Source organism: Microbispora catharanthi (assembly GCF_006334915.2).
Lineage (GTDB): Bacteria > Actinomycetota > Actinomycetes > Streptosporangiales > Streptosporangiaceae > Microbispora > Microbispora catharanthi.
On record NZ_VDMA02000030.1, the window covers coordinates 81305 to 100421 of the forward strand.

The following is a 19117-nucleotide window of genomic DNA, read 5'->3' on the forward strand; positions in this document are numbered from 1 at the left end:
CCGTCTCCCGGGCTCAGGCGCGTACGGGACCGGCGCCCTCGCGGGCGTCGCGCAGCGCGCGGATCGCGGTCCAGGCCGCCTCGGCCGCCTGCTGCTCGGCCTCCTTCTTGCTGCGCCCGGAGCCCTTGCCGTACTCCTTGCCGCCCACGCGCACGGTCGCGGAGAACGACTTGGCGTGGTCGGGCCCGCTCTCGTCCACGTGATACTCCGGCACGCCGAGCATCTCGGCGGCGGTGAGCTCCTGCAGGGACGTCTTCCAGTCGAGCCCGGCGCCCAGCGACGCCGACCGCGTGATGAGCGGGTCGAACAGCAGGTGGACGACGCGGAACGCCTCGTCCAGGCCCTTGTCGACGTACACCGTGCCGATCAGGGCCTCCAGCGTGTCGGCCAGGATGGATGACTTGTCCCGGCCGCCCGTGCCCTCCTCGCCGCGGCCCAGCCGCAGGTATTTGCCGAGGTCGAGCGTCCTGGCGACGTCCGCGAGCGCCCGCATGTTGACCACGGCGGCGCGCAGCTTGGCGAGCTGGCCCTCGGGCAGGTCCGGGTGGTTGCGGAACAACGTGTCCGTCACCACGAGACCCAGCACCGAGTCGCCCAGGAACTCCAGGCGCTCGTTCGTCGGCAGCCCGCCGTTCTCATACGCGTATGAGCGGTGCGTCAGCGCCCGCTCGAGGATGCCGGTGCTGAGCCGGACATCCAGAGTCTGGAACAGCTCGTCCCTCGCGACCTCGACGGGCACGGGCTTTACAGACGGTGCGGCCATGAATTCCTCCCAACTCCTAGGTGCAGGCAGGGCCGTGCACGGGAGGCAGGTGGACCGGCCGAAGGCCCGAAGGCGTGGTGGACGCCGGTCCGCCGGGAGCCGATGGCCCCGGCGCCCACCACGGCCGCGGGCGTGCATGTCGGTGCGTACCGTCCAACCGCCACCGCACGTTCCTTTGGAGAACGGTAACCCTTTGAAGCACGGTAACGCCGACCGGCTCGTTTTGACGATCCGGCCGGCGTCCCGACGTTCCCTTACCGCGCGATCAGGCCGACGGCTCGACGACCTGACGGCGGTTGTAGGTGCCGCAGGTCGGGCACGCCACGTGCGGGCGCTTGGGCGAGCGGCACTGCGGGCAGCTCACGAGTGCGACCGCCGCCGCCTTCCACTGGGACCTGCGGGCGCGGGTGTTGCTCCGCGACATCTTCCGCTTGGGGACGGCCACGTCAACCCTCCTGATCGTCTTCCTGTTCCACAACCAAACCCTGCAGCGTCGCCCAGCGGGCGTCGATCGTTTCGTGCCGGTGGTCAGGGCCGGCCTCCGCCAGCCTGATCCCGCACTCCGCACACAGACCGGGGCAGTCCTCACCGCACACCGGGCTCAGCGGCAGTGCGAGCACCACCGCGTCACGGAATACCGGCTCGAGATCGAGCAGTTCGCCGTCGAGGAGCAGATCGTCCTCTGCGGCGTCCTCCGCCGAGTAGAAGTAGAGCTCCTGGAAGTCGACCTCGATCTCCGAGGTCAACGGGTCCAGGCAGCGCGAGCACTCCCCCGTCAGGGGAGTCTGCGCCGTGCCCGTGACGAGCACGCCCTCCATCACCGCCTCGAGCCGGATGTCCAGCTCGACGTCGGCGTCCTTGGGAACGCCGATCATTCCGACCGCGAGGTCCGCCGGTGCCGGGAGGACCGGGCTGAGCGTGCGCATCGATCCCGGTCGGCGCCCCAGGTCGTGGGTGGATATCACCCAGGGGGCTCGGGGATCGAGGCTGTGCAGACTCATCCTGCTCTCGTTAGGCATGGCGAATCACCGCCGTCGTGCAAGGCTGAAAGGCAAGAATACCAGCTCAGGTTCAGCCCCTGAGCCGCTCCACGAGCAACTGGTGGACGAGGTCGGGGACCAGGCCGGACACGTCCCCGCCGTACCGGGCGATCTCCTTGAGCCTGCTGGACGACAGGAAGGAGTACTCGGGGTTGGTGGACATGAACAGCGTCTCGACGCCCGACATCCGGTAGTTGAGCTGGGCCATCTGCAGCTCGTAGTCGAAGTCGCTGACCGCGCGCAGGCCCTTCACGATGGCCGGGATGCCCTGCTGCCTGCAGAAGTCGACCAGCAGGCCGTGGAACTTCTCGACCCGGATGTTGCCGTACTCCTTCGTCACCGCCTGGAGCATCTCGATGCGCTCGTCGACGGTGAACAGGCTGTGCTTCTCGATGTTGATGAGCACGGCCACGACGACCTCGTCATACAGCCGTGACGTCCGGCCGATGATGTCCAGATGACCGTTGGTCACGGGATCGAACGACCCCGGGCAGACGACACGACGCAAGGCGCACCCCCATAGATTCACGGGTTCCCGGCTGCGCGACCGTACCAAACGGCCGCTTCGCCGTATCGACGGACCCTGTCTTCCGTGAAACCCGCGGGCCACACCAGGTCCTTACCCCTCGACTCCCGCTCGACGGCGACAAGCGCACCCTCCGCCAGCCAGCCGTTGTCGCGCAGCGCCGTCAGCACCCGGGAGACCGCCTCGTCGGAGACGGCGTAGGGCGGATCGGCGAAGACGAAGTCGTACGGCTCCTCGCACGGCCGGCCCACCACCCGCTCGACCTTGTCGGCCCGCAGGGACGCCCCCGGCAGCCCGAGCGACGTGATGTTTTCCCGGATCGTGCGTGCGGCCCTGGCGTCCGACTCGACCAGCAGCGCGTGGGCCGCCCCCCTGCTCAGCGCCTCGAGTCCGACGGCGCCCGACCCGGCGTACAGGTCGAGGACCCGGATCCCGTCCAGCGGCCCGAGGGCGGAGCCGACGGTGGCGAACAGGCCCTCCCGGGTGCGGTCGCTCGTCGGCCTGGTCGATCTCCCCGGCGGGACGGCCAGCCTGCGTCCCCCCGCCGTCCCTGCGATCACCCGCGTCACGCCTTCATTGTCCCGCCCGCGACGGCCTTCCCGGCACGGCGGGCGAAGGGGCCGGAAGATCGCCAGTGCCGCGACCGACAAGGTTTGCCCGTTGGCAAAGATTGGCGGGAGGGGCACGAGGTCAAGAGTGGGCAAGCGGCGGCGACGAATGAGTAAGAGCCGTATCGCGGGCTCCGTCACATGCGCATCATGAGTTCTGCGGCCTTCACGGTGACCCAGGGGAAGGCCGACCGGCGTGGTCGTGAGCCCTTCCGCACGTCGGCGCCCTCGGCACCTGACCCGAGGGCGGGCCCAGCCGGGGGCGGCATTCGGGGGGAGGCCGTCCCAAGGCTGGGCCCTGGGTCGTCAACGGGCGTCGTGTTCACACGGCGCCCGTTTCAATTTCCGCCCTCGCGCCGGCGGTCACGCTTTTTCGAGGAACTCGGCGCGTTCGTCGGCGACCATGGTGTCGATCTCGGCGCGCAGCGCCGGGTGGGCCGACAGCGTGGAATCGGCGGACAGCAGCGCGGTCGCCTCGGCCCGGGCGCTCTCGATCACGTCCTCGTCGCGCAGAAGCTGCAGCAGCTTGAGCGATGACCTGCGCCCCGACTGGGCGGCGCCGAGCACGTCGCCCTCCCGGCGCTGCTCCAGGTCCACACGGGACAACTCGAACCCGTCCAGCGTCGCGGCCACCGCGTCGAGCCTGCGGCGCGCCTGGGTGCCCTCCGGGGCCTCGCTCACGAGCAGGCACAGCCCGGGCAGGCCGCCCCGGCCCACCCGGCCGCGCAACTGGTGGAGCTGGGAGACGCCGAAGCGGTCGGCGTCCATGATGACCATCACCGACGAGTTGGGGACGTCGACGCCGACCTCGATGACCGTGGTCGCGACCAGGACGTCGATCTCGCCCCGGGCGAAGGCGCGCATCGCCGCGTCCTTGTCCTCGGGTGCGAGCTTGCCGTGCAGCGCCTGAATCCGCAGGCCGGCCAGCGGCCCCTCCCCGAGCATGCGCGCGACGTCGAGGACCGCCAGGGGCGGCCTGCGCTCGTCGTCGTCCTTCGCCAGGTCGCCCTCGTCGCCCTCCTGGTCGCCGATGCGCGGGCACACCACGTACGCCTGGCGGCCCAGGCCGACCTCCTCCCGGACCCGCTGCCAGGCGCGGTCGAGGAAGTGGGGCTTCTCCGCGGCGGGCACCACGTGAGTGGTGATCGGGGCCCGGCCCGAGGGAAGCTGGGACAGCGTGGAGACCTCCAGGTCGCCGAACACGGTCATGGCCACCGTTCGCGGGATCGGCGTCGCCGTCATGACCAGCACGTGGGGGCGTCCGCCGCCGCCCTTCTCGCGCAGGGCGTCGCGCTGCTCGACGCCGAACCTGTGCTGCTCGTCCACCACGACCAGCCCGAGGTCGGCGAACTGGACGTGCTCCTGGAGCACGGCGTGGGTGCCGATCACGATGCCGGCCGCGCCGGAGGCCGCGTCGAGCAGCGCGCTCCGCCGCGCGGCGGCCCCCATCGAGCCGGTGAGCAGCGCGACCGCGGTCCCGCCGAACATCCCGCCGGCCGCGAGATCGCCCAGCATGTTCACGATCGACCGGTGGTGCTGCTGGGCGAGGACCTCGGTGGGGGCGAGCAGCACGGCCTGCCCGCCGGAGTCGACCACCTGGAGCATCGCGCGCAGCGCGACCACGGTCTTGCCCGCGCCGACCTCGCCCTGCAGGAGCCGGTGCATGGGGTGTTCACGGGCGAGGTCGGCGGCGATCTCCTCGCCGACCTGCCGCTGCCCCTCGGTGAGCTGGAACGGCAGCCGCTTGTCGAACTCGCGCAGCAGCCCGTCGTCACGCCCGGGGCGGGCCATGGCGAGCCAGGCGGACGCGGCCATGCGCCGCCGCACCAGGACGGCCTGCAGGACGAACGCCTCGTCGAACTTCAACCGGTCGTGCGACCGGGCGACGTCCGCCTGGCTGCGGGGCCGGTGCACGCGCCGCAGCGCCTCCTCGATCGGCAGCAGCCCCAGCCGCTCCCGTATCTCGGCGGGCACCGGGTCGTCCAGGCTGAGCACGTCGAGCACCGTGCGCACGGCCCGGCGGATCTTCCAGCTCGGCAGCCCCTGGGCGGAGGGGTAGATCGGCACCAGCGCGGAGGCGAACTCCTCGGCCGTCTCCTCCGTCTCGTCGAACGACTCGTACTCGGGATGGGTGAGCGAGACGCGCCTGGTCCTCCCGCCGACGAAGACGCCGACCTTGCCGGAGAACATCGCCTCGGTGCCCGGCGTGAGCCGCTGCTCGGCGACGTAGGCGCCCTTGCCGAAGAAGGCCAGGTGCAGCTTCTCCTTGCCGTCGGTCACCTCGATGTCGAGCCAGGTGCCCTGCCGGTTCTTCATCGGCCTGCGCACGGCGGACGACACCTTGGCCACCACGGTGACGTGCTCGTCGTGCTCCAGCGACGCGATGGGCGTCAGCTCCCCCCGCTGCGCGTAGCGCCGCGGATAGTGGCGCAGCAGTTCACCGACCGTGCTGATGCCCAGCGCGCTCTCCAGCGGGGCGGCCGACCTGCCGACCACCTTCTTGAGCGGCTCGTCGAAGCTCGTCACGACACCAATTCCTACCCGTACAGGCCGACAATCCGGCTACTCGACGCCGATCAGAAGGGGATAGCCGCCCTGCCCGCCCTCGTACACGACGATCTCCAGGTCCGGGCGGACGCGCTCCAGGTGGTGGCGTACCGCCGGCAGGAGCACCTCGGGCGCCCTGGCGCCGGTGACGAGCGTGACCATCTCGCTGCCGCCGGAGACCAGGCGCCGGACGACCCCCACCGCGGTCGCGGCCAGGTCCGCGCCGATCAGCGCGACCTCGCCGTCCACCACCCCGAGCACGTCACCGGGGCGGCAGATCCCGGCACTGGTCATCGCCTCGCGATCGGCCACCCACACGTGCCCGTGGCGGGTGTGCCCGGCGGCGTCGGTCATCGCCACGATGTCGTCGTCGAAGCGGCGCAGCGGGTCGTGCACGGCCAGCGCGGCCAGGCCCTGCACCGACGCCCGGGTGGGCAGGACGCTGACCGTCACGCCCTCCTCCCTGGCGATCTCCGCGGCGGCCGCGGCGACGTCGTGCACGGCCGCGTCGTTGGGCAGCACCGCGACCTCGGTCCCGGCCTCGCGGACGGCCCGCAGCAGGGCCGCCGCCGTCGGGGCCGAGCCAGGCTCGCGCCGCACGACCACCGCTCCCGCCTCCCGGAACAGGGCCGCCAGGCCGTCCCCTGCGGCGACCGCGACGACGCCCCTCGCCGGGCCCGGCTCGTGCGGCCGTCCCCCGAGGTAGGTCACCTTGATCCGATGCGGACGTCCCGCCCGCAGCCCGGCCTCGATCGCCGCGCCCGCGTCGTCCACGTGGACGTGGACGTTCCACAGACCCTCCCCGCCGACGATCACCAGGCTGTCCCCCAGCGCGTCGAGCTCGCCCCTCAGCCGGTCCACCTCGTGCGCGCCCGCGTCCAGGAGGTACATGACCTCGTAACCGGGGCCGCCCTCGTCCCGCCGCCCGAGCTCCTGCGGCGCGATCCGCCCGGCCGGGGCAGGCACCTCGTGCCGCTCGCTGTACGCCTCGGTCACCACCTCGGCCAGGCTCTCCAGCATGATCACCAGCCCGGCCGCGCCCGCGTCCACCACGCCGTTGCGGGACAGCACGCCGAGCTGACCCGTCGTACGGCGCAGGGCCCGCCGCGCCTCGTCCGCCGCCCGGCAGGCCACCTCGGTCAGGTCGTCGGGCGCGTCGCGTACGGCGTGCGCCGCGGCCGACAGCACGCTCAGCACCGTGCCCTCCACCGGCCGGACCACCGCCGCCCTGGCCATCTCGGCCGCCCTCGTGAGGCCGTCGCGCAGGTCGGCGCCGCCTCCCTGCGCGCGCCCGAGCACCTCGCCCATGCCCCTGACGGCCTGGCTGACGATCACCCCGGAGTTGCCCCGCGCGCCGAGCAGGGCCCCGCGCGTCAGGGCCTCCCACGTGGCGCCCGCGTCCGCGTCGCCGGGCAGCGCGTCCACCGCCTCGGCCGCCGACAGGATCGTGAGGTGCAGGTTCGTGCCGGTGTCCCCGTCGGGCACGGGGAACACGTTGAGCGCGTCGATCTCCGCCCTGGCCCGGCCGAGGGCCGCCGCGCAGTGGCGCGACCAGCGGCGCACCGCGGGGGGATCGAGCACCTTGAGCATCAGGCCGACCTTCCTTCCGCGCGCTCCAGCCCCTCGATGCGCTACCGTTGGCGGGTACGAGACTATCCCCGTTCGCCGGAGTCCCGTTTGGCGTGCACCGGCGAACATCGGATATCCTCGTGTGGCCAGCCGGTTGTCCCGGCATTGCTCGGATGAGCCGCTGCACCGGCGCCGGGCCGATCGACTGATTCAAAGGAGCGATTACCGTGGCTTCCGTCTGCGACGTCTGCGCCAAGAAGCCGATTTTCGGCAACAACATCTCCCACTCGCACCGCCGCACCCGCCGCCGCTGGAACCCCAACATCCAGACCGTGCGCGCGGTGGTCAACGGGACGCCGAAGCGGATGAACGTCTGCACCTCCTGCATCAAGGCGGGCAAGGTCTCGCGCTGATCGTCTGACTCCCTCGAGAGCCCGCCACCGGATCGGTGGCGGGCTCTCGCGCTCCCGTGACCGGCGACGGCGAGGATAAGCACCGGAATATCCCCGGCACGGTGCGGTTGATCACGGTCATGGCCCAGATTCTCGTCACGGGCGCGACCGGCAACGTCGGCCGGGAAGTCGCCGCTCAGCTCATGTCCGCCGGTGTCCCGGTGCGCGCGTTCGTCCGCGACGCCCGGACGACCCGCCTGCCGCAAGGCGTGGAGATCGCGACAGGAGACCTGTCCGAGCCCGAAACCCTGGAAAGGGCGCTGAGCGGGATCACGACGGTGTTCCTGGTATGGCCCTTCCTCACGTCCGAGGGCGCGCCGGCCGTCCTCGCCACGATCGCGGGCTCCGCCCGCCGCCTCGTCTACCTGTCGTCGTCAGGCGTGAACGAGGACGCCGGGCGGCAGACCGATCCGATCAACCAGCTCCACGCCGACATGGAGAGCCTCATCGAGGCATCGGGCCTGGAGTGGACCGTCCTGCGTGCCGACACGATCGCCTCCAACGCGCTGGGGTGGGCCGGGCAGATCCGGCAGGACGGTGTCGTACGCGGCCCCGACATCGCCCCCACGGCGGTGGTGCACCAGGCCGACGTCGCGGCCGTGGCGGCACGCGTGCTGACCGGCGACGGGCACGTGGGCGCCACGCACGTGCTGACCGGACCACAGGTGGTGAGCAGGGCCGACCAGGTCCGCTTGATCGGAGAGGCGATCGGCCGTCCGCTGCGCTTCGAGAAGGTCCCCGTGGAGATGGCTCGGGAGCGGATGCTCGCGGACGGAAGGCCGCCCGCCCTGGTCGAGGCACTGCTGGCGAGCACGCGACGACCCCGCTCCGACCTGATCACCTCGACGGTGGAAGAGATCGTCGGAAGGCCCGCGCGAACATTCCGGGAATGGGCCGCCGACCACGCGGCCGACTTCCGCTGACGACTCAGGCGTCCCCCCGCATCCGCCAGCCGTGGTCCACGGGACCGATGCCCGCGCCCAGCGGGAAGCCGTGCGCGATCGCGCCCGTGACGTACTCCTTGGCCCGCCGTACGGCGCCGGGCACGTCATCGCCGAGAGCGAGGTACGACGCGATCGCCGAGGCGAGCGTGCAGCCGGTGCCGTGGGTGTGCCGGTTGTCGTGCCGCTCGGCCGTGAAGCGGTGCGCGCTCGACCCGTCGGTGAGCAGGTCGACCGGCTCCCCGGGGAGGTGACCGCCCTTGATCAGCGCCCATTTCGGGCCGAGGGTCAGCACGGCCTCGGCGGCGCGGGGCAGGTCGTCCTCGTCCTCGACCTTGACGCCCGTGAGCTGCTCGACCTCCCACAGGTTGGGGGTGACCACGGTCGCGGTCGGCAGCAGCACGCTCTTGACGGTCTCCACGGCCTCCGGCGCGAGCAGGCTGTCGCCGTGCTTGGACACGCCGACCGGATCGACCACGACGGGCGCGGTCACGCCCGCGAGCACCTCCGCGACGGTCTCCACCAGCACGGACGACGCCAGCATGCCCGTCTTGATCGCCTGGGCTCCGATGTCGCCGAGGACCGAGTCGAGCTGTGCCCGCACCGCCTCCGGGGGCAGTTCCCAGTAGCCCTGCACGCCCAGTGAGTTCTGCGCCGTCACGGCCGCGATGACGCTCATGCCGTGCACGCCGAGGGCCAGCATGGTCTTCAGGTCGGCCTGGATGCCGGCGCCGCCGCCGGAGTCCGAGCCCGCGATGGTCAGGACACGTGGTGGGGTGGTCATGCGCCCATCCAACCAAAACGCCCGCCGCTCCCCCGAAAACGCCCCATCCCCATCCGGGCGGACCCGATGAGAGCGGTCAGTCGCCGCGCCGGGACGGGCCGGGGCCGGTCACCTCGCATCGCCCCTCGGAGAGCACGCAGTCGGCGGGTGCGGCCGACGCGCCGTCCGCGTGGACGGTCAGCGTCAGCGTGCCGCCCTCGTCCAGCGCGGCCTGCGAGCTCAGGGTCAGGGTGTCGCCCTGCTGCCGCCAGTCCGCCCCCTCGACCGCGGTCACCTGCCCGCCGACGGCCAGCCGGATGGTCCATGCGGGCAGGGCCGGTCCCTCGTTGCGTACGGCGATCCGGGCCGCGTATCCGCTCTCGTCACGGTCTGTCACCGTGAACCGCACCCGCACCGCCGGACCGCCGCCGGCGAGAGCGGATCTCGTCCACGCCGTGTTCGTGCCGGTCGTGTGGTTGGGGCCGGTCGTGTGGTTGGGGCCGGTCGTGTGGTTGGGGCCGGCGCCGGCCCCGTCCGTGCCCGCGGTGTCCCCGGCGTCCCCGGTGTTGTCGGTGTCGTCCAGCGCGGTCTCACCGGGAGTCGCGCCGCCATCCGACGCGGTGTCCGTGTCGTCCGGGGCGGCCGTGACGGCGGCGGAAGCATCGCCCACCCGTGGAGACGGGTGGGCCGACGCGCGCGGGGCGGCGGTGGACGGGGTGCGCGTACGGGCGGACGCGTGGTCGCGATCCCGGCCCTTCGAGGCCGTCGTGGAAACCGGCGTGGCCTGAGGAGCCGCCGAGTTCTTCCCCGTGTCGTTCTGGCCTGTTCCACCCTGATCGACACCGGTCTTGCCGGAGTCCCCCTGGCCGTTCTGGGCCGGGTCGCCGGTCGGATCGCCCGGGGCGGGCGTCTCGCCGAGGGCCTGGCCGGAGCCGGACGTTCCGTACGGCCCGTCCGCGGCGGCGCAGTTCTCCGAGGTCGGACAGGCCGTCGTCGGCTGCTCCATGCTCAGGGAGGTCCGCCCGGCGATCAGCCGCGCGCCGCCGGCCGTGACGCCCACGGCCAGCAGCACCGACAGCCCCGACACGAGCGCCAGTCGCCGCATCCGTCTCGGCTGCTTCGCCCGGTCATCCCAGTCCCGGTCCTGCCCGGGAAGGCCGCCGTCCCCGGCGCCCGCGGACGTCACCAGACGCTCGGACGGTGCCCGCCGCTCCGGCGGCGCCGGCCTCCCGGACCCCAGGCTCCCAGAATTCAGGCTCCCGGAACTCGGGCTCCCGGAACTAAGGCTCTCGGACTCCAGCCTCTCGGGCGACAGGGCGGCGAACATCCGGGTCGTCGCCTCCGACGGCGGCACGGGCCACGGCACGGCTCCACCGGTCATCACAGGGCCACCGGTTGTCATGGGGCCACCGGTTGTCACACCGCCAGCGGTCGTCTCCGAAGGCGGCGCCGGCCAGGGCGCGTCCCCGCCGCTCGGCCGCGGCCCGAAGCGACCGAGCCCGGGAGAGGTCTGCGGGGTGTCCTCCGGCGTCGCCGGCGGACGGAAGGCCAGGTGGTCCGGGCCGGCACCCCTCTCCGAAGGGTCGTCCTGAGCCGGGGAGGGCTGCCCCTCCCGTTCCCTGCGTCCTGCCGTGTGACGGCCCATGACGGTCCTTCCTGTTGCCGACCGCCATACTTAATAACAGATCTAATACGCCTATGTCACAAATTTCACATCAAGCACGGAAGTGATCCCATCCCCCTTTGACCCAGGTCTGCCCGTCTACCCGCACTCCGCCACCCTCCGTGACCGCCCCTATACGCGTCCACTCGGGCGGCAGCCGTACCTCCGGAGGGAACGTCGCGGCCAGGGCGTGGTCGTCACCGCCGGTCAGCACCCACTCCAGGGGGTCCGCGCCGAGTTCGCGCGCCGCCGCGGACAGCGCCTCCGGCACGGGCAGAGCGGCGGCGTCCAGTTCGACGGCCACGCCGCTCGCGTCGGCGACGTGACCGAGGTCCTGCAGCAGGCCGTCGCTGACGTCGAGCATCGCCGTCGCGCCGAGCAGTGCGGCCCGCGGACCGCAGGGGTACGGCGGCCGGGGACGGCGGTGCGCCTCCAGCAGGGTCACCAGATCCGGGGAACCGCCGGTCACGCCCGCTCCGAGCAGGGCCAGGCCGGCCGCCGCGCAGCCGAGGCGGCCGGCCACCGCGACCACGTCGCCCGGACGCGCGCCCGACCGGGTCACCGGGGACCGGCCGCCGAGGTCGCCCAGCGCGGTCACGCCGAGGACGACGGTCTCCGAGCGGGCGATGTCGCCCCCCGCCACGGTCGCCCCCACCAGGTCGCACTCGTCACGGAAGCCGTCGGTCAGGGCGTCCAGCCAGTCGGCTCCGATGTCCGCGGGCAGCCCCAGGCCGACCACGAGGGCGGTGGGATCGGCCCCCATGGCAACGATGTCGGAAAGATTCTGCGCCGCCGCCTTACGGCCGATGTCGTAGCCACTCGACCAGTCGCGGCGGAAGTGCCTACCCTCGATCAGCAGGTCCGTGCTCACGACAACCCGCCCGTCGGGAGCCTTCAGGATCGCGGCGTCGTCGCCGGGGCCCAGAAGTACGGCCGCGGTCCGCGGAAGGCGTCCCGATATCCGCTGAATTACTCCGAATTCGCCGAGATCTCCGACTGTGATAGCACACCCCTAGTGCATTCGAGGTACGGTTACGCTCCGGCACTGATCTCTACCCGGAGGACGTCATGGTGCAGGCCTACATCCTTATCCAGACCGAGGTCGGCAGGGCCGCCAACGTGGCCGAGGAGATCTCCTCCATCCCCGGGGTGACACAGGCCGAGGATGTCACCGGCCCCTACGACGTGATCGTCCGCGCCCAGGCCAACAACGTGGACGAGCTCGGCAAGCTCGTGGTGGCCCAGATCCAGGCAGTGCACGGCATCACCCGTACTCTGACGTGTCCGATCGTCCACATCTGAGCGGAACACGAGCCGGGGAGACGATGCGAGAGGCGAAGGGGCCCGTACGCGCCGCGCTGGCAGGCACGGCCCTGGCGGCGCTCGCCCTGCTCACCGGCTGCTCGTCCACCGTCCATGTGGAGCCGCCCACGCCCACCGGCGAGGCGGCGGCGGCCTGTCGCAAGCTCGACGCGGCGCTGCCGAAGACGCTCGACGGGCTCGACCGGGCCGACTCCGAGCCTCCCTCGCCGTACGTCGCCGTCTGGGGTGACGGCCAGATCGCCCTGCGCTGCGGCGTGCCCCGGCCGGCCGCGATGGAGCCGACGGCGGAGGTCGCCGACATCAACGGCGTCGGCTGGTTCCAGGACCCGCGCCGGCCGACGCTGTTCACGTCCACCAACCGGGTCGCGTACGTCGAGGTGACGATCGGGCAGGAGCACCAGGCCGGGGCCGTGCTGGTCGACCTGGCCGAGCCGATCAAGTCGAGCGTCCCGGAGTAGCTACCGCAGACCCGCGCGCCGGCGCAGCGCGAGCTGGATCAGCCGCTCGACCAGGCCGGCGTACGGCAGGCCGGTGGCGGCCCACAGCTGCGGCGCGACCGACAGCGACGTGAAGCCCGGCATGGTGTTGATCTCGTTGACGATCAGCTCGCCTGACGGCGTGTAGAAGAAGTCGACCCGCGACAGGCCCTCGCAGCCGAGCGCCTCGAACGCGCGCACGGCCATGGCCCGCAGCGTCTCCGCCACCTCGGCCGGAATGTCGGCCGGCGCCTGGAGCGCCATCTGGTCGGGGTAGTACTTGGCCTCGAAGTCGAAGAACTCGCGGTCGCCACGGACGAGCACCTCGCCGGGGACGCTCGCCTCGGGAGCGGCGTCGCCGAGCGACTCCAGCACCGCGCACTCGATCTCCCGGCCGACGATGGCGGCCTCGACCAGCACCTTCGGGTCGTGCTCGCGGGCGACCTCGATCGCCGCCTCCAGCGACTCGGGGTCGTGCGCCTTGGAGATGCCCTGCGACGACCCGGCCCTGGACGGCTTGACGAACACCGGCCAGCCCAGTTCCTCGATCTCCTTGAGCACCCGGCCGCGGTCGAGCCGCCAGTCGCGGTCGCGTACGACCACGAACGGGCCGACCGGCAGCCCGGCGGCGCGCAGCACGAGCTTCATGTACGCCTTGTCCATGCCGACCGCGCTGGCCAGCACACCGGAGCCCACGTAGCGGACACCGGCCATCTCCAGCAGGCCCTGGATCGTCCCGTCCTCGCCGAACGGCCCGTGCAGCATGGGGAACACGACGTCCACCCGGCCGAGCGCGCGCGGGATCTCACCGGATTCGAGGGCCACGAGGGCGCCGGAGTCTCCCGGGAGCGCGAGCGCCGTGCCGGAGTCGTCCACGACGGGCAGGCGGCCGGACTCGATCGCGTAGGACTGGTTGCCCGACGCCAGCACCCAGCGCCCGTCCTGGGCGATGCCGATGGGGATGACCTCGTACTTCGACCGGTCGATGGCCTCCAGCACACTGCCTGCGCCCATCAGGGAGACGGCGTGCTCGGAGTTGCGGCCGCCGAAGACGACTGCCACGCGCACGCGTGACGGGGACTCGCGATCCTCATTCATGATGCCCGAATCTACCGTGTTCGAGACGCAAAACGGCTTGTCAGCCGCGCGCGTCGCGGAGGTCCGTTATCCCCGATCAGACCCTGGTCAGACGCCGTAGCGCTCCGGCTTGGGAGTACGCGACATCAGCAGCACGGCGGCCTCACCGGGGGTCATGCCGTCGTGGACGACGCCGACGACCACCTCGGTGATGGGCATCTCCACGTCGTGCTTCCTGGCCAGTTCGAGCACCGACTCGCACGACTTCACCCCCTCGGCCGTCTGCTTCGTGGCGGCGACGACCTCGGCCATCGTCATGCCGCGGCCCAGGTTCTCGCCGAAGGTGCGGTTGCGCGACAGCGGCGAGGTGCAGGTGGCCACGAGGTCGCCCATCCCGGCGAGGCCGGCGAAGGTGTGCTGGTCCGCGCCGAGCACCGCGCCCAGCCGGGCGATCTCGGCCAGCCCCCGCGTCATGAGCGTCGCCCGCACGTTGTCGCCCAGGCCCATGCCGACGGCGACTCCGACGGCCAGCGCGATGACGTTCTTGACCGCGCCGCCGAGTTCGACGCCCACCACGTCCGGATTCGTGTAGGTCCGGAACCACGGCAGATGGCACGCCTCCTGGAGCCGGGCGGCCACCTCCTCGTCGGAGCAGGCGACGACGGCCGCGGCGGGCTGGCGCTGGGCCAGTTCTGGGACCAGGTTGGGCCCGGAGACCACGGCCACCCGGCGCTCCGGCACCTCGGCCACCTCGCAGATGACCTCGCTCATCCGCTTGCAGGTGCCGAGCTCGACGCCCTTCATCAGGCTGACCAGCACGGCCCCCGGCGGGATGTGGGGCTTCCATACCTGGAGGTTGGCGCGCAGCGTCTGGGACGGCACCGCGAGGACCACGAAGTCCGCGCCGTCCATGGCCTCGGCGGGGTCCGTCGTGGCGCGGATGGTGTCGGGCAGCCGCGTCCCCGGCAGATACTCGGGGTTCTCCCGGGTCTCGTTGATCGCGTCGACGATCTCCGCCCGCCTGCCCCACAGGGTCGTGGAGGTGCCGGCCTCGGCGAGGATCATCGCGAACGTGGTGCCCCACGAGCCCGTTCCGAAAACAGCCGCCCTGCTCACTGGCCGCACCACTCCTCTTGCTCCGCGCGCTCCTCCCTTACCGTACGCTCCGCTCAGCCGCCGGCCGCGTTCTTGGGGTCATAAGGGACCTCCGGCGCCTTCTCGTCCCGAATCTCGGCGAGCAGCTCGGTGACGGCGGCCGTGATGTCCGCGGTCGCGTCGCGCAGGACCGAGCCGCGCATGGGCTGCCCGGCGTACTTGGACAGGTCGACCGGCGGCCCGGCCAGCACGTGGAAGGTCTTGCGGGGCAGCAGCCTGGGCTTCTTCTCCCCGTACGGCAGCAGCTCCTGAGCGCCCCAGTGAGCGATCGGGATGACCGGCACGCCGGTCGCGAGGGCCAGCCGGGCGACGCCGGTCTTGCCGACCATCGGCCACAGCTCGGGATCGCGGGTGATCGTGCCCTCGGGATAGAACAGGATGCAGGCGCCCTTCCGCAGCCGTTCCTCCGCGGTCTTGAGCGACTTGGTGGCCTCGGTGCTGTTCCGCTCGACGGGAATGGCCTGGAGCTGGGCGACGGCGTGACCCAGCACGGGGATCCGGAAGATCCCCGCCTTGGCCAGGATCGTCGGCCACCGCCCGTTGTTGTACAGGTAGTGCGCGAGCAGCACGGGGTCGGACCACGACAGATGGTTGGCCGCGATGATCAGCCCGCCGCTGCGGGGGATGTGCTCCCCGCCGCGCCACCTCCGCTTCACGAACAGCCGGGAGAGCGGCTTGACGACGACGACCGCGAGCGTCTCCCAGAAGCGCGGCGGCCGGCCGACACGCCGGCTCACCGTGGCGGGGGCGGGCGCCGCAGGTGTGGCCGGGGGTGTGGCCGCAGGTGTGGTCGGGTCGGACGAGGGCTCGCTGGGGTGGCTCACAGGGTCTCCAAATCACCGGGATCCAGCACAAGTCTCCCGGTTGGCCAAGGGCGATGTCGAGGCGGGATGCTACAGGCATGCACCTCGCGCGATGGTCAATAGTGGTCCCGGTGAAGACCCTGATCCGGGCCAAGACGCGGCTCGCGGCGGCGGCCGGGCCGCACCGGGCCGACCTGGCGGTCGCGGTGGCCTCCGACACCGTGGCGGCGGCGCTGCGGTGCCCGCTGGTGGCCCGCGTGGTGGTCGTGACGGCCGACCCGCTGCCCGCGCGGCGGCTGGCCGCGCTCGGGGCCCACGTGGTGGCCGATCCCGACCGGGGGCTGAACACCGCCCTGCGGACCGGGGCGGAGGAGGCCGTACGGCTCGCGCCCGACGACGCCGTCGGCGCCCTGCAGGCCGACCTGCCCGCCCTGCGGCCGGCGGAGCTGGAGACGGTGCTCGCGGCGGCGCCGGAGTTCGACCAGGCGTTCGTCCCCGACGCCGCCGAGGTGGGGACGACCTTCTACGGTGTGCGGCCTGGCGTGTCCTTCCGGCCGGGGTTCGGCGGCGAGTCGCGGGTCAGGCACCTGTCCCGGGGGGCCAAGGAACTGACCCCGCCGGGGATCGCGTCCGTACGCAGGGACGTGGACACCGTGGAGGACCTGCGCGACGCCCTGGTCCTGGGGGTCGGCCCCGCGACCGCCGAGGTCGCGGCCCTGATCCTCGGCGGCACGGCACCCCGGCCGTAGCGGACGGCTGCCGACCGTCCCGCCGGTCGCGGCGGGCGGACGTGAGCGGCGGAGGCGGCGCCGCCGGACACGCGAAAGGCGACCACGCCGAGCCCCCGCTCCGGCGTGGTCGCCCGTGACGTCGCGTCAGTGGGCCGCCTCCGCGCTCTCGCGGGCCTGCTTGGGCAGGAGGAAGGACACGGCGAAGGTGAGCAGGAGCATTCCGGCGACCACCCAGAGCGTGATCTTCATGGCCTGGTCGAAGCTCCCGGCGGTGGGCACGTCGCCGAGCAGGTCGAAGAAGACCGTGCCGAGCAGGGCCACGCCGAACGCGTTGCCCAGCTGCTGCACCGCCGTCAGCGTGCCGGACGCCGAGCCCGTCTCGTGCTCCTCCACGCCGGCGAGCACGATGTCGAAGAACGGCGACATCAGCAGGCCCATGCCGATTCCGCTGACGACCAGCGCGGGGGTGAGCTGCCAGGGGCTGACGTGCATGCCCGCCATGTTCAGCGTGAGCAGGACGCCGAGCACGCCCAGCGTCATGACCAGGGTGCCGCCCTGGAGCAGCCTGCGCCCGAACTTCTGCAGCCCCTGCGCGAGACCGAATCCGAGGATCATGCCGCCCGACCAGGGGACCATCGCGAGCCCCGCCTTGAGCGGCGAGTAGCCGAGGCCCAGCTGGCAGTAGAGGTTGAAGGCCAGCATGAACCCGGCCATGCCGGAGAAGAACACCATGCCGGTGAACAGGCCGCCGGTGAACGCGCGCTTGCGGAACAGGCTCGGCACGATCAGCGGGTCGCCGCCCGCGCGGCTGCGGCGGGACTGGAACCAGGCGAAGACGGCGAACACGAGCACCGAGGCGGCGAGCATGACGAACGCCCACGCGGGCCAGTCGTGCTCGCGGCCCTGCACCAGCGGGTAGATCACCAGGAAGGCGCCCACGGACGCGAGCGCGACGCCGGCCAGGTCGAGCCGCGGCGGCCGCGGCGACCTCGACTCGGGCAGGAAGCGCAGCCCGGCGACAAGCGCGGCCAGGCCCAGCGGCAGGTTGATGAAGAAGATCATCCGCCAGCTCGTGCCCCAGAAGTCGGCGGTGACGAGCCAGCCGGCGAGGATCGGGCCGCCGACGGCCGACAGGCCCATGACCGGCCCGAACATGCCGAACGCCTTGCCCATCTCCGCGGGCGGGAACATTTCCTTGATCATGCCGAGGCCCTGGGGCAGCATGACCGAGCCGAACAGGCCCTGGATCACCCGGGCGCCTATCAGCATCTCGGGCGACTGGGCGACGGCGCACAGCAGGGAACCCACGGTGAACCCGGCGGCGCCGATCAGGAACATGCGCCTGCGGCCGAAGATGTCCCCGAGCCGGCCGCCGGTGATCAGACCCACGGCCATCGAGAGCGTGTAGGCGGCGCCCAGCCATTGGATGACGGCCTCGGAGCCGCCGAGGTCGGCGCGCATCTCGGGCGCCGCGATGTTGGTGACCATCGCGTCGAGAAGGTCCATGACCTCCCCGGCGAGGATCACGAAGAGAGCGGCCCAGCGCCAGCGGTACGGCGCTCCGGTCGCCGGTGCCGGCGGCGCCGCCGCCGTGATGGATTCGGACATCGCCCCTCCTTCGGATGAACAGTGTTCAGAGTAAAGTGAGCGCTGTTCTACCACCGATCGGTGTTCAGCGCCAAGTTCGATGTTCACCACGATATATCGCGTTTGCTCGACGTACAAGATATATCTCGTTTCAAGAGCGGTGTTCCTGAACACGGAGCGGTGTTCACTAGCATGGGCGGAACAGCGGGAGGTCCTTATGACGCAGCCGGACATGCCCACACCGCCGTGGGAGCGTCCGCCCAAGCGACGTACGCCGGCCAGGGTTCCCCTCACCCGTGAGCGCATCGTCGACGCCGCCTACACGGTCCTCGACCGTGAGGGCTACGACCGGCTGAGCATGCGGCAGGTCGCCGCCGAGCTCGGCGTCGCCGTCTCGGCGCTGTACGTACACGTGCGCGACAAGGACGAGCTGCTGCAGCTCATGTACAACCGCACGTTCGAGGGCTACGAGGTGCCGGAGCCCGACCCCGAGCGCTGGCGGGAGCAGGTCATGGACTTCGCCCGTCAGGCGCGTGAGCGGCTGCTGAGCCATCGCGACATGGCGAAGATCACGATGGGTCAGGTTCCGTTCACACCGGAGCTGCTCCCCTACGTCGAACGGCTGCTGGCCGTCCTCGGCGCCGCCGGACTGCCGCGACGGGTCCTGGCCATCTCCGGCGACATGCTGTCCACGTACATCAACGGGTTCGCGCTGGAGGAGAGCCTCTGGCAGCAGCGCTACCGCGAGACCCACACCTCGTGGCACAAGCTGCGCGACGAGGTCAACGAGTACTTCGCCTCGCTGCCGCCCGACCGCTTCCCGAACCTGGTGGCGCTCGCCGACATCATGGTGGACGAGTCGAACGACTACCGGTTCGATCTCGGCGTGGAGATCATCCTGCGCGGCCTCGCCTCCTACATCGGCGAGCCGGACCCCGATGAGGAGGGCAAGGAGAGCGGGGAGGGCTAGAAGGCCACTGAAGATCTTGCGTTCTGGCCTCGTTCTTCCCGGCATGAGGCCACAGTGGCTCATGTGCAGGGTGAGTGGGCTGGGGAGCTGGTCGGGCCGGATGTGTGGCAAACCTGCCGGGAG

General features: G+C 71.8%; 20 protein-coding genes. 6 read left to right on the forward strand and 14 right to left on the reverse strand.

Annotation, left to right across the window (positions count from 1 at the left end; translation table 11 throughout):
* Window positions 1-13 precede the first annotated feature (13 nt).
* The 7 genes from rnc to FH610_RS37930 all read right to left on the reverse strand — a co-directional run bounded on the left by rnc (window position 14) and on the right by FH610_RS37930 (window position 7074).
* Window positions 14-763: a ribonuclease III gene (rnc, locus tag FH610_RS37900; RefSeq protein ID WP_139580057.1), complete on the reverse strand. Its 750-nt coding sequence runs from the start codon at window positions 761-763 to the stop codon at window positions 14-16.
* 265 nt (window positions 764-1028) lie between these two features.
* On the reverse strand, window positions 1029-1208 hold the full coding sequence (gene rpmF / locus FH610_RS37905; protein WP_030506036.1) for a 50S ribosomal protein L32: 180 nt from the start codon (window positions 1206-1208) through the stop codon (window positions 1029-1031).
* 1 nt (window position 1209) lies between these two features.
* Window positions 1210-1764, reverse strand: coding sequence for a YceD family protein (locus FH610_RS37910; protein WP_139580058.1), 555 nt, complete (start codon window positions 1762-1764; stop codon window positions 1210-1212).
* Between the two features lie 70 nt (window positions 1765-1834).
* Window positions 1835-2311 carry a pantetheine-phosphate adenylyltransferase gene (gene coaD / locus FH610_RS37915; protein ID WP_139580059.1) on the reverse strand — a complete coding sequence of 159 codons (477 nt, stop codon included), beginning with the start codon at window positions 2309-2311 and terminating at the stop codon, window positions 1835-1837.
* Between the two features lie 17 nt (window positions 2312-2328).
* On the reverse strand, window positions 2329-2898 hold the full coding sequence (gene rsmD, locus FH610_RS37920; protein ID WP_139580060.1) for a 16S rRNA (guanine(966)-N(2))-methyltransferase RsmD: 570 nt from the start codon (window positions 2896-2898) through the stop codon (window positions 2329-2331).
* 402 nt (window positions 2899-3300) lie between these two features.
* The gene (gene recG, locus FH610_RS37925) at window positions 3301-5463 is read right to left on the reverse strand and encodes an ATP-dependent DNA helicase RecG (protein ID WP_139580061.1); all 2163 of its coding nucleotides are present in this window, start codon (window positions 5461-5463) and stop codon (window positions 3301-3303) included.
* Window positions 5464-5499: 36 nt separating this feature from the next.
* Window positions 5500-7074 carry a DAK2 domain-containing protein gene (locus FH610_RS37930; protein ID WP_139580062.1) on the reverse strand — a complete coding sequence of 525 codons (1575 nt, stop codon included), beginning with the start codon at window positions 7072-7074 and terminating at the stop codon, window positions 5500-5502.
* 206 nt (window positions 7075-7280) lie between these two features.
* Between FH610_RS37930 and rpmB the strand changes: the two genes are divergently transcribed.
* Together rpmB and FH610_RS37940 are read left to right on the forward strand one after the other, a co-directional pair.
* Window positions 7281-7466, forward strand: coding sequence for a 50S ribosomal protein L28 (rpmB, locus tag FH610_RS37935; protein WP_079312702.1), 186 nt, complete (start codon window positions 7281-7283; stop codon window positions 7464-7466).
* A 101-nt stretch (window positions 7467-7567) separates the two neighbouring features.
* Window positions 7568-8428: an NAD(P)H-binding protein gene (locus FH610_RS37940; protein WP_240809436.1), complete on the forward strand. Its 861-nt coding sequence runs from the start codon at window positions 7568-7570 to the stop codon at window positions 8426-8428.
* 4 nt (window positions 8429-8432) lie between these two features.
* On the opposite strand, the gene thiD is transcribed toward FH610_RS37940, so the two are convergent.
* From thiD to FH610_RS37955, 3 genes are all read right to left on the reverse strand, one after another.
* A complete protein-coding gene (gene thiD / locus FH610_RS37945) occupies window positions 8433-9230 on the reverse strand; it encodes a bifunctional hydroxymethylpyrimidine kinase/phosphomethylpyrimidine kinase (RefSeq protein WP_139580063.1) in 798 nt (265 codons plus the stop codon).
* 76 nt (window positions 9231-9306) lie between these two features.
* Entirely contained in the window at window positions 9307-10314 is a 1008-nt protein-coding gene (locus tag FH610_RS37950; RefSeq protein ID WP_139580064.1) for a hypothetical protein, read from the reverse strand.
* Between the two features lie 610 nt (window positions 10315-10924).
* The gene (locus tag FH610_RS37955; protein WP_139580065.1) at window positions 10925-11875 is read right to left on the reverse strand and encodes a thiamine-phosphate kinase; all 951 of its coding nucleotides are present in this window, start codon (window positions 11873-11875) and stop codon (window positions 10925-10927) included.
* Between the two features lie 65 nt (window positions 11876-11940).
* Between FH610_RS37955 and FH610_RS37960 the strand changes: the two genes are divergently transcribed.
* On the forward strand, window positions 11941-12174 hold the full coding sequence (locus tag FH610_RS37960; RefSeq protein ID WP_030506047.1) for an Lrp/AsnC family transcriptional regulator: 234 nt from the start codon (window positions 11941-11943) through the stop codon (window positions 12172-12174).
* Window positions 12175-12197: 23 nt separating this feature from the next.
* Entirely contained in the window at window positions 12198-12653 is a 456-nt protein-coding gene (locus tag FH610_RS37965) for a DUF3515 domain-containing protein (RefSeq protein ID WP_139580066.1), read from the forward strand.
* Here the strand turns inward: FH610_RS37965 and FH610_RS37970 are convergent, their stop codons facing one another.
* The 3 genes from FH610_RS37970 to FH610_RS37980 all read right to left on the reverse strand — a co-directional run bounded on the left by FH610_RS37970 (window position 12654) and on the right by FH610_RS37980 (window position 15727).
* Complete coding sequence (locus tag FH610_RS37970; protein WP_139580067.1) at window positions 12654-13769, reverse strand: D-alanine--D-alanine ligase family protein; 1116 nt, start codon at window positions 13767-13769, stop codon at window positions 12654-12656. It lies immediately after the preceding gene.
* An 87-nt stretch (window positions 13770-13856) separates the two neighbouring features.
* Window positions 13857-14864 (reverse strand): NAD(P)H-dependent glycerol-3-phosphate dehydrogenase, encoded by a 1008-nt coding sequence (locus tag FH610_RS37975; protein ID WP_139580068.1) that lies wholly within the window; start codon window positions 14862-14864, stop codon window positions 13857-13859.
* A 53-nt stretch (window positions 14865-14917) separates the two neighbouring features.
* Window positions 14918-15727, reverse strand: coding sequence for a lysophospholipid acyltransferase family protein (locus FH610_RS37980; protein WP_338104625.1), 810 nt, complete (start codon window positions 15725-15727; stop codon window positions 14918-14920).
* 77 nt (window positions 15728-15804) lie between these two features.
* On the opposite strand from FH610_RS37980, the gene cofC reads away from it, so the two are divergent.
* Window positions 15805-16455, forward strand: a complete 651-nt coding sequence (cofC, locus tag FH610_RS37985) for a 2-phospho-L-lactate guanylyltransferase (RefSeq protein ID WP_139580069.1) — start codon at window positions 15805-15807, stop codon at window positions 16453-16455.
* A 126-nt stretch (window positions 16456-16581) separates the two neighbouring features.
* Here cofC and FH610_RS37990 read toward each other — a convergent pair whose 3' ends face one another.
* Window positions 16582-18045: an MFS transporter gene (locus FH610_RS37990; protein WP_139580070.1), complete on the reverse strand. Its 1464-nt coding sequence runs from the start codon at window positions 18043-18045 to the stop codon at window positions 16582-16584.
* 196 nt (window positions 18046-18241) lie between these two features.
* Between FH610_RS37990 and FH610_RS37995 the strand changes: the two genes are divergently transcribed.
* Window positions 18242-18994, forward strand: coding sequence for a TetR/AcrR family transcriptional regulator (locus FH610_RS37995; RefSeq protein ID WP_139580071.1), 753 nt, complete (start codon window positions 18242-18244; stop codon window positions 18992-18994).
* The last annotated feature ends 123 nt before the right edge of the window (window positions 18995-19117 follow it).